The organism is Pseudarthrobacter siccitolerans (genome assembly GCF_001046895.1).
GTDB lineage: Bacteria > Actinomycetota > Actinomycetes > Actinomycetales > Micrococcaceae > Arthrobacter > Arthrobacter siccitolerans.
Genome location: NZ_CAQI01000032.1, coordinates 62,397 through 76,049 on the forward strand (window position 1 = coordinate 62,397; position 13,653 = coordinate 76,049).

Here is a 13,653-nt window from a genome sequence, read left to right on the forward strand (position 1 = left end):
TTTCCTCTGCTGATGCTGCCCGGAAGACGCGGGACCGGAGGCGGTGGGATTGGGAAGGGGCAAGCTTTGGGAGTGGCTCAGTTCGCCACATCCAGCTGCAGGTCTTGGGCGGTTTTTGGGCGTTCTCGATCGAGAGGCCCGGGATTTCCGTTACGCCGGGTGCTGATGATGATCGCGGCGGTAATGGCCAGCGACGCTGCCGCGACGGACCACATAATGCTGCCGCCCATTTCCGCGGCTGCAGCGGGTGAAAGCCCCCAGGGTTTGCCCACGGCGGTAAACCAGGGCACTTCCATGGACGGTGCCTGCTCGGTGAGCTTCCATCCGCCGAAGGCGTAGAGTGCGGCTGTTCCAGCCAGGGCAAGCAGCCGCCCGTATGTTGTGCTGGTGCCGGAGTCCCGTATCCCGGTGAGTGCGGCGGTGGTGAGGCAGCCGCTCAAAAGGGCGAGCAGGGTCATGGCGCTGTAGCCGACTTGTCCCACGGCTGCCCATTCCAGGAGCGGGGAGTAGTAGATGGCGAAGAGGGACGCAGCAAGAATGAAGATGGTCAGGACCGGATCTTTGCGCAGCATTGCCAGCGCCGGTTGCGCATACCGGTCCACGAACTCTTTGATCCCTGTGCTGCCGTCTGTCCTGGCCCTGGCTGCGAGTTGGGCCAGGGTCAGCGGGGCCGCCGGAACCAGTAACAGCGGGACGACGGCGGTGAGCATCATCTGGGTCAAAACGTGGGCGTTGAACAGGTAACCCTGGTAGAGGTGCACGCCGCCGTTCGTAACCATCAACAGGACGGCCACCCCCGCCAGCCACAGCACGGTCCGGTACAGCGGCCAGCTCCTGCCGGTTACGTGCAGCCGCCGTACTCCGGCCAGATAGGCAAAGACCGCGAAACCGCAGGCCAGGCTCCACAACGGATCAGGCGCCCACGCGGTGGTGAATTCCCACAGGCCGGGCTCCGGCAGCTCGGAAACAAATTCCTGTGCGCCCACTTTCCGGACAGCCCCGGCACCTGTGCCGGCCGGCGTCTCCGTTCGCGCAAGGGCCGCGGCCATTCCGGAAGCGGCACCCATAACTGCCAGCTCGGCCACGGCGAGAGCGCCGAACTGCCTGCCGCCGCGGCCGGGGATCTTTTCCATGCGGTTGATCGACCAACGCCGGTGCAGGGCGCCGAACACGCCGAGAATGACGAATACTCCGGCCTTGGCCAGGACGATGATGCCGTAGGGGCTGAGCAGTGCTTCAACAGTACTGACTCTCACCAGGGCGCCCAGGACTCCGGTGACCGCAAGGGAGATGAAGCAGATCAACGCGAGCGTCGAGTACCGCCTTACCGTCACCACCAACTGGTCATGAGGCAGCACGCGCCGCAGCACCAGCAGCACCAGCAGGCCACCCACCCAGACCGCGGCGGCAGCCGCGTGCACGAAGATTGCGGTGGTGCTGTCCGCGTGATCGGTGCCTCCGGCCGCATGGGATTTCATAACAAGCGGCAGCAGGCCAACGAAAGCGGCAACGGCTGTGCCGGCCAACAAGCGGGGGCTGCGCAACCGGAAACAGGAGGCTGCCACCGCTCCGGCAATCAGAGTGGTCAAAGCGCCGGCGCGGCCGGCGTCGATCCTGGTGACATACGTCAGGAATGCCTCACCGAGACCCGCAGAAGGTGCAGTGTTGGCAATGAATAAGAAGTTCGCGTAGGTGTGCAGCGCGGCGCTGCCGGCCCAGACAACTGCTGACCAACCGGCAAACCGAAGTGCCGTTGCGTAAGCAGCCCCGCCGCGGGGGAGTGCGAAAACCGCCAGTGTGAGAGCCCCGATGGTCCCGGCGCTGGCAACGTTGAACACCAGCTTCGCAGCCGGCAGGCCCCACGTGACCACCGGGCCTGCTCTGTCCAACAGGCCCGGAACCGAACCGCCGCCATAGCTGTAGGCCCAGGCGAGTGCCAGCACCCCGGCCCCCAGGAAGGCCATCCATGCCCGCATCTGTACTCTCGGCGACATCGTGCCCCTCCCGCTTCCTGCCAGGCCTTGATTTCGTTGCGCACAACGTTGCCCCTGACTGCCTGCAAGCCTTGCGTGCGCCACTTGGGAAATCCTTGGCATGGCTTCGGAACCACCGGGCAGGGCTCCCTAGGTTTTCCGCAAGCCCTCGGTGTGAAGGTGTGTTTATCCGGAATCGGCGTCAGCCCCCAGCCCCCGTTCCGGCCGTAGCCGGCCCTGGTATCGCACCCCAGAATGCGATACCAGGGCCGGCTACTTATTTGTCCAGTCCCGATGGCGGTGACGCAGTCCCAGATTTCCCCAACGTTTTCGCACCGTGGTTGCCCCACTGTTGGTTCATGACCATTACACGCCGCCAGGCAATGCAAATAGGTGGGATCGGAATCATCGGCGCCTTTGGGCTTGCGGTGCCGTTACGGTCCGTGGATGCCAAGTCCGCCAGCCAGCTCGCTACCCGCAACATGCCCAAGCCCTACCAGGGGATCTTGACGGTCCCCCAGGTGCTCCCGTACTCGAAGACCACCATGGACGCCGACGGCCACGTCCGGCGCCATTACCGACTTCAGCAGAAACTCGCCTCGGCCAACATTGTGCCCGGGCTGAGCACGCCCATCCTTGGCTACAACGGGACGTTCCCTGGCCCCACCATCAAGGTGAACCAGGGCGAACGCATCACCTTGATGATGGACAACGTGCTGCCGCTGCTCCACCCGCAGTGGGGGTACCGGCTTGATACGTCCACGCACCTGCACGGTTCGGCATCGCTTCCGCAGTTCGACGGGTACGCAAACGATGTGACCGGGCTGGGTTACTGCAAAGACTACGAGTACCCCAACTTCCAGCCGGCGAGGACGCTCTGGTACCACGACCACGCCGTCCACAACACAGCCCAGAGTGTCTATTCGGGATTGGCCGGCCAGTACCACCTGCATGACGACGTCGAACGGAACCTCCTGCCCCAAGGCCAGTTCGATGTGCCGCTCACCGTCTCCGACGCCATGTTCGCCGCCAACGGCTCCCTGGCTTATGACGACAACACCCACTCCGGACTCTGGGGAGACATCATCCTGGTCAACGGGACCCCATGGCCGGTGATGAAGGTCCAGCGCAGGATCTACCGCTTCCGGATCCTCAATGCGTCCATCGCACGCTCCTACCGTTTCTCGCTCAGCACAGGGGACCCCGTCACCATGGTGGCCACGGACGGCGGCCTGATGCCCACGGCCCAACAGGTCTCCTCCTGGCGGCACAGCGGCGGGGAACGCTACGAGGTCCTCATCGACTTCTCCAAGTACCCGGCGGGAAAGCGGGTGGAGCTGCGCAACCTGTCCAATGACAACAACGTGGACTACGACTACACCGGCAAGGTCATGGCTTTTGATGTGACGGGTGACCCGGTGGATACATCCGGGCCGGCAGCAAAAGTCATGCCCACACTGCTCGCCTCGAGCACCACCATGAGCCTGAAAACATCCCAGTCGGTGAAGACACGGCACATGCGGGTGAAGCGGGACAACGACATCTGGACCATCGGCGGCATGACGTGGGACGAGGTGGTCGAAAGCGGCTACAAGAAAGTGTTAGCCGATCCGGACCTGGATGATGTGGAAATCTGGGAAATCGAAAACAGTTCGGGCGGGTGGTTCCATCCGGTCCACATCCACCTGGTGGACTTCCAGATCCTGAGCCGCAACGGCAGGGCACCCTTCAGCTACGAACGCGGACCTAAGGACGTCGTTTACGTCGGCGAAGGCGAAACGGTCCGGCTGCTGATGAAGTTCGAGCACCACCGCGGCAGGTACATGATCCACTGCCACAACCTCCCGCACGAGGACCACGACATGATGGCCCAGTTCAGCGTGGGCATCGACACCAACGATCCGGACCCCAACCATCCCATCGACGCCTCGCGCCCGCACCCGATCACTCCGGAGACGCCGGTTGAGGAACCGACCGGTGATCCGACGCCGGATACGGCTGAACCGACCGCCGGCGCAACCGCGACTGCCGAGCCAACGGAGCCGGCCGCTCCGGCCACCACTGCTCCGGCAGAGCCGACGGCGACAGCAACGCCGACGTCACAAACCGAGGTCCTCTCCATCACCACCGCCCGGCACCGCCTCAACAAGGACATGGACTTCGCGGGAACCTCCAGGATCGACGGGTCCGTCCCCGCCGGTTCAGCCTCGGTCACGCTCTACGACGTTACGCCCGGACGTGCCATCACCAAGCTGGGAACCGTCCCCATCAATTCGCTGGGGAGCTGGTCCCTCTCAGCCAAGCCTGGACCGGCCCAGCAGGTCACCTCCGTGAAGGCCGAATCCACTCGCGGCGGAAGTGCCACCCGCAGGGTGGACACGCGCTGACAAACCGGCTCACCCGCCTGGGCAGCCACGAGCGTTGACCTTCCCGAGGCAACTTTGCCTGACGACATCACCGAAGGTAACTTGTGGGCATGGAAACGCTCATGGCCGTTCCGGGCGGGCGCCGGGCTGTGCTGTCCCGGAGGATCCGGCTGTTCGCGGCCGGGACCATCACGTACAACGTCATGGAGGCAGTTGCAGCGCTGTGGGCGGGCGGTGTGGCTGATTCTTCGGCACTGATCGGATTCGGCCTGGACTCTGTTGTCGAGGTGGCGTCGGCTGTGGCACTGTCATGGCAGTTCTCGGCCAAGGACCCGGAACATCGGGAGCACCTGACCTTGCGGATCATCGCGGTTTCCTTCTTTGCATTGGCTGCATTCGTAACAGTGGATGCCGTCCGGTCGCTGACCGGCGGAGGCCAAGCCCAGCATTCCACTCCCGGAATCATCATCGCCGCCCTGAGCCTGGCAGTCATGCCGGTCCTGTCGTGGGCGCAGCGCCGAGCCGGACGGGAGCTTGGCTCCAGGACGGCCGTAGCGGACTCCAAGCAGACACTGCTCTGCACGTATCTCTCGGCAGTCCTGTTGATCGGTCTGGTCCTTAACAGCACGCTGGGGTGGTGGTGGGCCGACGCCGGCGCGGCACTGGTGATCGCAGGCATTGCCGTCCGGGAAGGCATCGAAGCCTGGAAGGGTGAATCATGCTGCGCCATCCCGCACGCCACAAAGGGCGATACGGAAGAGGATGCCTGCTGCTCGCCCGTTAAGACGACGCCATCCGCGTCCGCCCTTGCAGTAACCGTCGGTGCCACGAAGGCGGCGGATTCCTGCTGCGCGGGGTGTGGATCAGATGCCACAGTGGAGTCAGATGCCACAGTGGAGCCTGTCAGCGTTGACCTTGGACCGAAGCCTGCCGATCGATGAGCGCAGCCAGGGCTGCTGCCGCATAAGCTGCGGTTCGGGCTACGGCGTCTTCTTCAGGTGTGACTCGAGGATGTAGCAAGTCTGTCCGGCGCGCTGCAGGATCCGCGGCAGATGCTCCGCTGCCAGCCAGGGCAGGACTCCGGATGGATCACGGTCACGGGTGGCCTCGCGCACAGCCAGCTCAAGATCCCCGGCGAGGGCGGCGAGGCGTTCCGCGCCCACCTGCTGGCTGGCGGTCTTGATACTGAGGAGCGCGTCGATGGCGCCGGTGAGATCCCCGGTGGTCATGGCCAGGCGCAGCCTGTCCGTCTTCAGGGGGAGGGCGGCAATGAAGTTCCTGACGAACACCCGCCAGACTTCCTCATAGTCGTCGAGGTCTGCCCGCAACTTGTCCAGCACCGCAGGGTCCAGGAGGGGACGGCTGGAGGAACCATGGGCGCCCGTCGACGGCGAATTGCCGCCCGGACAGGTGCTGACCAGGGTGTGCAGCGGTGCAGTGGTTGCTCTCATGCTGGAACGGTACGAGGTGGACGTTGGGGGAAACCTGCAGCCTCGCGCCGACGGTCCTAGCCTTTCCCAAGGTGCCGCTTTCGGAGCATTCACCCAGCCTTTGCCCAGCGCAGTTATGGAAACGTTATATATGCTTGCTTAGTGGTTTTTAGGTCAAGCAGTGGAAATGTGTCAGCTTTGGAACGCGCGGAAGTGCCCCCGTCCGGGCTCATTTCAGGGCGCAAGCATGCCCTGGACGGGCTCCGGACGGTTGCCGTGGTGTTCGTCTTTCTCTTTCATGCCGCCACCGGGCTTGTCCCCGGCGGATCGATCGGCGTGGACGTCTTCTTCACCCTCAGCGGCTTTGTGATCACCCTCCTGATCATGAAGGAATACCTCGCAACCGGCGGGCTGCGCCTGGGTATCTTCTACGCCAAACGGCTCGCGAGGCTGTGGCCCGCGCTCCTCGCACTGTGCGCAGTGATCGTCGCGGTGGGCCTGGTGTTTCCCGCGTCGAAGTGGGCAGGCCAGGAAGGCTTTGTCCTGCCCGCCGCCGGCTACGTGATGAACCTGGCGCACTTCGGCATGTTCGGCGGCTCGATTACCGGTGAGACCCTCGGCCCCACCTGGACACTGGCCGTCGAGGAACAGTTCTACCTGGTGTGGCCGCCGCTGCTCCTGGTCCTGCTGCGGTTTTGGAAGCTCCGGACGGTCGCCTGGATCACCGCCGGCCTGGCCGCGGCGTTCCTGCTGGAGCGGTTCGCCCTGGTCCTGGCCGGGGCGCCGCTGAACCGCCTCTACAACGGGCCTGACACGAGGGCCGATGAACTGCTGATCGGCTGCACCCTGGCGCTTGTCTTCACGCTGGTCCGGCCAGGCTCCCGGTTCCACGCCTCCCTCCTGGGCACGGTCCGCTGGGCGGGACCGCCGGCAGGCCTCATCCTGCTGGCTGCCGTGTTCCTGCTGCAGGAGCCGAACACTCCAGGCCTGTGGTTCAGCACCTTCTGGACAGCCGGGCCCACCGTGCTGGCGCTGCTGGCGGCACTGGCCATCGGTTGGCTGGTCCTTCGCCCGGCCAACTTCACCGCACGGATCCTGAGCCACCCCTGGCTCGCCGGCCCCGGCCGCGACCTGTCCTACGCCATGTACCTCTGGCACCTGCCCGTCTACCTGCTGCTGATGCCGCTGGTTCCGTCGCTGTGGCTCCGCGTTCCGCTCGCGGCAGTACTGACAGTAGCGCTTGCCTACGTGTCCTTCCGGGTGGTGGAAAAGCCCCTCCGGCGCTGGGCGAACAAAAGGCTCGACGCCGCCGTCGTCCGTCCCTCTCCCGAAGCCACGCTGGAACGGGAGCCGGAACTCGTTTCCGCGGGACGGGCTTCGTAAGATGCTTCTCGGGATAGCGGGTGCGCCCGTGTGTCCTCCTTCACGCGCCTACCGCCCGCGGACCCGCTGGAGCCATTCGGCGATGTGGGCCTGGACGAGTTTGGGCTGCTCATGGAACAGGGCGTGGCCGGCGCGGTCCAGGACCGCCACGGTGGCGCGGCGATAGTGTTTCGCCAACTCCAGCTGGCCCGCATACCCTGCTGTGGCGTCCTGCCTGCCGGCAAGGATCAACACGGGGTGGGGATAAGTGTGCGCCGCCTCCGGCCGGTCCCGCAGCTCCCACCGTGCAAAGACCCGGGTCAGTGCCGCCTCGTCAACGAGTTTGGCTGAGGGCGCCACGCGGTCCTTGAAGCTGCGCAGGGTTTCGGGCGTCTGCACCACGAAGTAGTCGCGGTACGTTGCCTCAAGATCCGGGTCCAGCCCGCCGGGCAAGCCAGCCTGCGAAACCAGGACCTCATGCGCAGGCACGTCCTGGGTATGCGCCCCGACCGGGCAGATCAGTGTCAGCCCCACTGCCTGATGGGGCCTCAATGCGGCCAGGGCCCGGGCCAGGTATCCGCCGTAGGAGTGGCCAAGGAGAAGGAACGGTTCATCCCCGATGACGTGGTCGATGAGGCCAAGCAGCAGGTCCAGGACGTCATCGTTGCTGGTGATCGTTCCGGGCGCCGGCGTGAGGCCCATTCCCGGAAGATCCGGATACAGCCGCCGGTAGTTGGGGATTTCGCTGAATACCGGTTCGAGGGCGCCGGCCACCTCGCGGTGGTCCACGCCGGCGCCATGCAGGGCGAGGACGGGCATGCCGGCGCCGTACTCCGCGCAGTGCACGGACACACCGCCGATCCTGACATCCATGCAGCAAGTGTAGGCAGCCGGCCGCAACCGGTGGCTGTGGGTGTGCAGTACTAGACTTCCCGGCATGGAAACGCTGATCCAGCGGAGGACGCATGGCACCTGACCTGGACATCCCGCCCACCTTCTACGGTCCGCTGATCGAGACCAGCGTCCGGATTGTCACCTGGAATGTCTGGGGGCTCTACGGTCCGTGGGAGGAACGCGAGGCGGCAATTACTGCCACGCTGGCAGCTGCCCGGCCCGACGTCGTCGTACTGGCTGAAGCGTGGGCCAAGGGCGATGACAGCCAGGCCGCCCGGCTGGCTGGACCGCTCGGCCTGCCGCACCACGTTTACAGCGGGGTGCCGGCGCAGGAAGACGAGGCCGCGCTGTCCGGCGTCGCGGTGCTGTCCCGGTGGCCCATCACCTCGCAGGCCAGCAGGAGTTTTGGCGCACTGCGTGTCCTGCAGGCGGAGATCGCCGGCCCGCGCGGGCCCCTCCAGGTGTACGGCGTGGTGATGGACGCCTGGTGGCTGGACCAAAGTCGGGAACGCCAGGAGTCCGTGCGGGGCCTGCTCGAACACCTGCACTCGTCGCAGGATGACAGCACTCCGCTGGTGGTATGCGGCGACTTCAACGCGGATCCGGACAGTGACGAGATCCGGATGATCACCGGCCGGATGGCCGCGCCGGCTCGAGGTCTGTCCTTCTACGACGCGTGGGAAGTGGCCGGCGGGGATGCGCGTGGGTGCACCTGGTCCAATGCCAACTCCTGGGCTACCCAGCTGCTGTGGCCGGACCGCCGGATCGACTACATCTTCAGTGCGGCGCCACGGCGCGGCGGGGCCGGGCACCCCCTTGCCGCGGAACTGCTGGGCACCCAGCCTCTGGCGGGCGTGTTTCCGTCGGACCACTTCGCTGTGCAGGCGGACCTGCGGTACTGAGAGTCTTGAGAACTAAGATCAGCAATATATTGCTGATTGGGCTTTTCTTGCCAGCGTTCCCGGGGCCAGTCCAAGAATTCAGCAATATGTTGCAGTTTTTGCTGAAGGCAGCGCATACTGGCGCATCTGACTGGAGCGAAGGCGCTGAAAATCCCGGTGGCAAGGCACAGCGTGGTCACGGACCGAAACGGTCTGCGGGGGCAGCTGGTTGAACGGTTCGACCGCACCACAGACGGGGGACTTCTGCGACTTGCGCTGGAGGACGCGGCGCAGGTCCTGGACCTTCCTCCCGCATCAAAATATGCCGTCAGCTCTGAGGAGGTTGTGCTTGCACTGGCCGGTCCATGCAAGGCACGGGCAGTGGCCGTGCGGAACCTCTACCTGCAGTTCGTCTTTGCCTGGCTGACCGGCAACGGGGACTTGCACGCCAAAAACGCCGCCGTACTGGAGGGCGGGCGCGGCGGCTGGACGGTGGCTCCGGTCTATGACATTCCGTGCACCCTGCTCTACGGCGACGACACCATGGCCCTCACCGTCAGCGGCAAGGTGAAGAACCTCAAGGCCAAGCACTGGCAGGAGTTCGCCGCCAGCATCGGTCTTCCAGAACGGGCCGCGGCTGCGGCCAACAAGAGTGCACTGGCCGCCGCCCAAACCGTCAACCTCGCGGCCCTGCCGTTCGCCGGATTGCCCCTGAACGGGGCAGAGCGCGAGCTGCGGCACCGCCGTGGGGAACTCTCGGGCTGAGGGGCTCAGACCTGAAACCGGGTGCCGGGCGGGCCGCTGGGCATCGTCTTCAGGATGCCCTCGGCCACCTCGCGGACCTGCTTATTCCGCTGGCTCGACGCGTTGGCCAGCAGGCTGAAGGCCTCCGTGTAGGTGCACCGGTTCCGGCCCATAATCACGCCGCAGGCCACATCGATGGACGTCCGGCTCTCCAGCAGGCGCTTCAGGTTGTCCCCGGCGGACCGGACGCTCCGGACCTCCAGTGCCAGTTTCAGGCTCTGGGATGCAACCCCGGCGAACCAGCTGGCACGGCTGACCACGTCCGCGCCGAACCGCACGTCCGGGGGTGCGAAGAATGCCAGGGCAGCGGTGCTGCCGGGCTCCAGCCGGAGCGGAACGGCGAGCACCTCACCGTAGCCCGCTTCGAGGAACCGCCGGCGGTAAGCGTCCCACCGCGCTGCGGTTCCGGCTGCCTCCACCACCACGGGACCGTCGGCGGCCACCGCGTGGGCCAGCGGGCCGCCGTCGAGCTCTTGCTCGAGGTAGCCGAGGCCTGCGGCGCGTCCGTTGTTGGCTGCCCGGAGGGGAGCCCGCTGGGCCGGGGCCAGCATGGCCGCGCAGTCGATTTGCACGCCGGCGAAATCGGTAAGGGCCATCGCGGCCGCTTCGGCCAGCCGCCGCAGGGATGCCGCGTCGGAGTCCGCATCTGTGCTGAGGTCCAGCAGGAACCCCGACGGCGCCGGCCACGCCCGTGAAGCGGCGGAGCCCGCCGAAACCTGCCGCCCGCCGTCGTCCTTCAGCACCTGCCTGCCGGTGCCTGTCACGTGTATCGTCACTCGAGCCCCCCGTTAGAACCCACCTGCCCGGAGTTGTTCGCGGGCTGCCCTTCGAACATATGGCGCGCGGGCGGGGGAGGGCACGAGTAGTGAGTACTCGAATTTTTGCGGGACTGCGGGGGATACCTGTTTCCTGGGGTTGCAGCGCTTCCCGCCCGCCAGTCAGACGTCCGTGCCGGCGTCCAGCCACTCCAGGAACGTCTGGCGTCCGACGGCGGCACCCGCCGCCGGGATCAGCCCGCCTTTGCGCATGGCCTTGCCCATGGGGCCGGGGACGTGCAGCGGAACGATCCGCTTTTTTCGCCCGGTTTTGGCGAGATAGGCTTTGACCAGGCTTTTCAACTGTTCGGTTTTGGGCCCGGCAAGGTCCGGGATGCGGCCCTTGGGTGCCGCCTCGGCTGCGTCTACCAGGGCGACAGCCACCTCCCGTGCCGCCACGGGCTGGGTGAACATGGTGGGCACAAAAACCAGCGGGCCAGCCGAGGCGGCCTTGACGGTCATGGGCACGAACTCGTGGAACTGGGTGGACCGCAGAAGGGTCCAGGGGATGCCGCCGTGCCTGACTTCGTCCTCCTGCACCAGCTTTCCGGCATAGAGGCCCGAGTTGGCTTTATCGATGCCCACGATGGACAGCGCCACGTGGTGCTTCACACCGGCCTTCTTCTCCGCGGCCTGCAAGTTCTGCGTGGCGTTGGTGAAGAAATCCACGGCCTTCTTGGTGGAAACGGTCTGGATGCCCGAGACGTCGATGACCGCGTCCACGCCCTCAAGCGCCTGGTACAGGCCGCGGCCGTTGACCAGGTCCACGCCTTCCGCGCGGCTCAGGCTCACGACGTCGTGGCCGCGCTCCCTGGCAACGGCCACCACGTGCCGGCCTGCTGTACCGGTTCCCCCTGCAACGGCAATCCTCATGGAAGAAATCCTATGCCTGTTGGGTGCCCCTCACGTGGAACCGGGGCCCAGTGGGTAGCCCCCAAGATCACCCGGCGCCGCTTTGGCCAATACAGGATCCCGCAACCCGGCCCTGACGCGCCCCGAGCGCTATAAGGCCCGGCGCGCCGCCAAGGCAGATTTGAAGGCGGCCGCCGAGGCGTCGCTGCTGTTAATGCGCCAGTCGGCTTCCTTTTGAATATGGAACCAGACAAAACCCATCACGTCCGGCTGGGCCGCCAGGTAGGCCACCAGGTCTGTGTTCCATGCGGCCTTGGACCCGCCGGCCTCACTCGACGCCGTTTCAGCGATAAGAATCGGCAGCCCCGGGGCAAGGGCCCGCAGCTCGGCGATGCCGGGAGCAAAAAGATCCTGCGGCGAGATCCAGCCGCTCCAGGAGGCGGACGTGCCCCAGTTGTAGCCGTCCAGTGCCACCACGTCCACATAGTCAGCACCCGGGAACAATCCGGCCAGGTCTGTGGAACCCCAATACGGAACGTTGGGGCCCCAGACCCACGAGACGTTGGAGGCGCCCGCGGCAGCCATAACATCATGCACGTGGCGCCATGCCTGGACGTAGTCGCCGGCTTCGTTGCCGTTGACGCCTTCCGCCCACGGATACCAGTTCCCGTTCATCTCGTGGGCGAACCTCAGCTGCACCGGGTAGCCCCATGCGGCCAATGCCTGGCCCCACTGGATGATCCGGGCATCGAAATCACCCGCAGCGATCCGGTCCAGCGAATAGGCGGGCTGCTCCAGTCCGCCTCCCCAGGCCCACGGCTCCCACGTCACCAACGGCACGGCGCCCCGTGCCCGCGCAGCGTTCATCTCGCTGATGGGCGGTGTCTGGAGGAAGTCCTTGTAGAAGAGGATGCTGGATGGGCTTTCCCCTGCCAGCTGGGAAACCTCGTCCAGTTCTGTGCTTGCCAGCGGGCCATTGGCGGTTGCCACCCCAAAGCGCAGGCGGGCCGTGCTGACCGGCGGGAGCGTCTGCGCCGGCTGGGCCACCGTGAACACTGAGGACGCCTGGATGGAGGAGGTCTTTGCGGTAATGGTCAGCTTTCCCGTTGCGGCCGCCGGGATGGTAATCGCCGTGCTGAATGCACCGGTTGATGCTGTGCGGAAGGCAAAAGTCGTTGAACCGACTATGACATTTCCGGAAGTGGACACCTTGAAACCGGTCCCGCTGACCGTGACGGCAGATCCTGCCGGGCCGGTGGCCGGGCTGAGCGTGATTTGAGCCGCGGCAGCCGGTGCGGCCTGGACAGGTTGTACCCCGGCCAGCGTTATTCCTGCGCTAACGGCAAGGGCAGCAGTGAGTACTTTCACAAACTTGAACACAGCGATCGGTCCCCGCAATCGTCGGGGCTGCGCTTCCGGCAGCCACAGCTTCATGCCACCAGGCACTGCCCTGATCCTAAAGTCCCGGTGACCCGAATGCCTCAAGATCCGCTCAAGTTTCTTGATCGTGTTTTTGCTAGAGGTGCCTCTCCAGGAAATACCTGGTCTGTTGAATACATTGCTTGATGGGCACCAGACGGCCGGCTGCCAGCCGGGGGAGGACAACAGCGGGATCGCGGTCCGAGCACTCCACGCGGAGCAGGTGTTCGAGTTCAAGCATCAGGCGCGCCAGCCGTTCGGCGCCCACCATCTGGCTCGAGGTCTTGAGGCTCAGCACTGCCACCATGGCTCCGGCGCTGTCCCCGGTGGTCAGTGCGAGGCGCAGCTTCTCCGTCCTGGCGGGCAGGTGGGCCACAAAGTTCTGGATAAATACCTTCCAGACGCCTTCGTCGCCGTCCAACTCCTCACGCAAGCGGAGCAGGACTGAACTGTCCAGCAACGGCGCGCGGTCGTCGTCGTACTCTGCGACGCTCATGGCTGGTCCCGCGGGGCAAAGCCGGCGGCGGTTGCGCCCACATCCAGGCCCGGCCCGGACAATGCAGGGACCGATGGCTTCTTGCGGAACCACGCTGTTCCGCCGCCTCCGCCATCGGCCCCGGCCTGGAGGTGCGCTGCCCGCACCCGAGGATTCGTCCGCATAACCTGTCCCGCCTGACCGTCCGAAACACGTACGAGTGACCACTGTGGCACTCTGTGCTGCACGTTACGGGGCGGGTATCTGGAGCACACGAGTAGTTGCTACTCAACTATTCAGCGACTGCCTACTGCGCTCGTTTTCGGTGCCGGCTTCATGACACCGCCAGCCTCTGGGACCCGGATTTTCCCTCCGGTGGTTC

Annotated in this window: 13 protein-coding genes; 5 read left to right on the forward strand and 8 right to left on the reverse strand. The window is 65.5% G+C overall.

What is annotated here, in order from left to right:
• Window positions 1–77: 77 nt before the first annotated feature.
• On the reverse strand, window positions 78–1,994 hold the full coding sequence (locus tag ARTSIC4J27_RS05020; RefSeq protein ID WP_161799551.1) for a cytochrome c oxidase assembly protein: 1,917 nt from the start codon (window positions 1,992–1,994) through the stop codon (window positions 78–80).
• 338 nt (window positions 1,995–2,332) lie between these two features.
• On the opposite strand from ARTSIC4J27_RS05020, the gene ARTSIC4J27_RS05025 reads away from it, so the two are divergent.
• Both ARTSIC4J27_RS05025 and ARTSIC4J27_RS05030 read left to right on the forward strand, forming a co-directional pair.
• On the forward strand, window positions 2,333–4,360 hold the full coding sequence (locus ARTSIC4J27_RS05025; protein WP_050054126.1) for a multicopper oxidase family protein: 2,028 nt from the start codon (window positions 2,333–2,335) through the stop codon (window positions 4,358–4,360).
• A gap of 89 nt (window positions 4,361–4,449) precedes the next feature.
• A complete protein-coding gene (locus ARTSIC4J27_RS05030; RefSeq protein ID WP_050054127.1) occupies window positions 4,450–5,280 on the forward strand; it encodes a cation diffusion facilitator family transporter in 831 nt (276 codons plus the stop codon).
• Between the two features lie 39 nt (window positions 5,281–5,319).
• On the opposite strand, the gene ARTSIC4J27_RS05035 is transcribed toward ARTSIC4J27_RS05030, so the two are convergent.
• Window positions 5,320–5,790 (reverse strand): Hpt domain-containing protein, encoded by a 471-nt coding sequence (locus ARTSIC4J27_RS05035; protein WP_235436550.1) that lies wholly within the window; start codon window positions 5,788–5,790, stop codon window positions 5,320–5,322.
• Between the two features lie 168 nt (window positions 5,791–5,958).
• Between ARTSIC4J27_RS05035 and ARTSIC4J27_RS05040 the strand changes: the two genes are divergently transcribed.
• A complete protein-coding gene (locus ARTSIC4J27_RS05040) occupies window positions 5,959–7,152 on the forward strand; it encodes an acyltransferase family protein (protein ID WP_050054128.1) in 1,194 nt (397 codons plus the stop codon).
• Window positions 7,153–7,200: 48 nt separating this feature from the next.
• On the opposite strand, the gene ARTSIC4J27_RS05045 is transcribed toward ARTSIC4J27_RS05040, so the two are convergent.
• On the reverse strand, window positions 7,201–8,004 hold the full coding sequence (locus ARTSIC4J27_RS05045; protein WP_050054129.1) for an alpha/beta fold hydrolase: 804 nt from the start codon (window positions 8,002–8,004) through the stop codon (window positions 7,201–7,203).
• Between the two features lie 92 nt (window positions 8,005–8,096).
• Here ARTSIC4J27_RS05045 and ARTSIC4J27_RS05050 point away from each other — a divergent pair, with 92 nt between their 5' ends.
• Window positions 8,097–8,927, forward strand: coding sequence for an endonuclease/exonuclease/phosphatase family protein (locus tag ARTSIC4J27_RS05050; RefSeq protein WP_050054130.1), 831 nt, complete (start codon window positions 8,097–8,099; stop codon window positions 8,925–8,927).
• A 126-nt stretch (window positions 8,928–9,053) separates the two neighbouring features.
• Window positions 9,054–9,671 (forward strand): type II toxin-antitoxin system HipA family toxin, encoded by a 618-nt coding sequence (locus tag ARTSIC4J27_RS05055; protein ID WP_407681119.1) that lies wholly within the window; start codon window positions 9,054–9,056, stop codon window positions 9,669–9,671.
• A gap of 5 nt (window positions 9,672–9,676) precedes the next feature.
• On the opposite strand, the gene ARTSIC4J27_RS05060 is transcribed toward ARTSIC4J27_RS05055, so the two are convergent.
• The 5 genes from ARTSIC4J27_RS05060 to ARTSIC4J27_RS22750 form a co-directional block, all read right to left on the reverse strand.
• Window positions 9,677–10,486 (reverse strand): ANTAR domain-containing protein, encoded by an 810-nt coding sequence (locus ARTSIC4J27_RS05060; RefSeq protein ID WP_235436552.1) that lies wholly within the window; start codon window positions 10,484–10,486, stop codon window positions 9,677–9,679.
• Window positions 10,487–10,648: 162 nt separating this feature from the next.
• Window positions 10,649–11,398: an SDR family oxidoreductase gene (locus ARTSIC4J27_RS05065; RefSeq protein ID WP_083435331.1), complete on the reverse strand. Its 750-nt coding sequence runs from the start codon at window positions 11,396–11,398 to the stop codon at window positions 10,649–10,651.
• A 129-nt stretch (window positions 11,399–11,527) separates the two neighbouring features.
• Window positions 11,528–12,823: a glycosyl hydrolase gene (locus tag ARTSIC4J27_RS05070; RefSeq protein WP_407681117.1), complete on the reverse strand. Its 1,296-nt coding sequence runs from the start codon at window positions 12,821–12,823 to the stop codon at window positions 11,528–11,530.
• A gap of 70 nt (window positions 12,824–12,893) precedes the next feature.
• Entirely contained in the window at window positions 12,894–13,292 is a 399-nt protein-coding gene (locus ARTSIC4J27_RS05075; RefSeq protein ID WP_050054132.1) for an Hpt domain-containing protein, read from the reverse strand.
• Window positions 13,289–13,456, reverse strand: coding sequence for a hypothetical protein (locus ARTSIC4J27_RS22750; RefSeq protein WP_161799552.1), 168 nt, complete (start codon window positions 13,454–13,456; stop codon window positions 13,289–13,291). The genes ARTSIC4J27_RS05075 and ARTSIC4J27_RS22750 overlap by 4 nt, the downstream gene beginning before the upstream one ends.
• Window positions 13,457–13,653: the final 197 nt, after the last annotated feature.

Coding starts and splice junctions, on each gene's coding strand:
- ARTSIC4J27_RS22750 (WP_161799552.1), bottom strand. CDS start 13,456: ATGCGGACGAATCCTCGGGTGCGGGCAGCGCACCTCCAGGCCGGGGCC.
- ARTSIC4J27_RS05025 (WP_050054126.1), top strand. CDS start 2,333: ATGACCATTACACGCCGCCAGGCAATGCAAATAGGTGGGATCGGAATC.
- ARTSIC4J27_RS05030 (WP_050054127.1), top strand. CDS start 4,450: ATGGAAACGCTCATGGCCGTTCCGGGCGGGCGCCGGGCTGTGCTGTCC.
- ARTSIC4J27_RS05045 (WP_050054129.1), bottom strand. CDS start 8,004: ATGGATGTCAGGATCGGCGGTGTGTCCGTGCACTGCGCGGAGTACGGC.
- ARTSIC4J27_RS05035 (WP_235436550.1), bottom strand. CDS start 5,790: ATGAGAGCAACCACTGCACCGCTGCACACCCTGGTCAGCACCTGTCCG.
- ARTSIC4J27_RS05020 (WP_161799551.1), bottom strand. CDS start 1,994: ATGTCGCCGAGAGTACAGATGCGGGCATGGATGGCCTTCCTGGGGGCC.
- ARTSIC4J27_RS05050 (WP_050054130.1), top strand. CDS start 8,097: ATGGCACCTGACCTGGACATCCCGCCCACCTTCTACGGTCCGCTGATC.
- ARTSIC4J27_RS05065 (WP_083435331.1), bottom strand. CDS start 11,398: ATGAGGATTGCCGTTGCAGGGGGAACCGGTACAGCAGGCCGGCACGTG.
- ARTSIC4J27_RS05075 (WP_050054132.1), bottom strand. CDS start 13,292: ATGAGCGTCGCAGAGTACGACGACGACCGCGCGCCGTTGCTGGACAGT.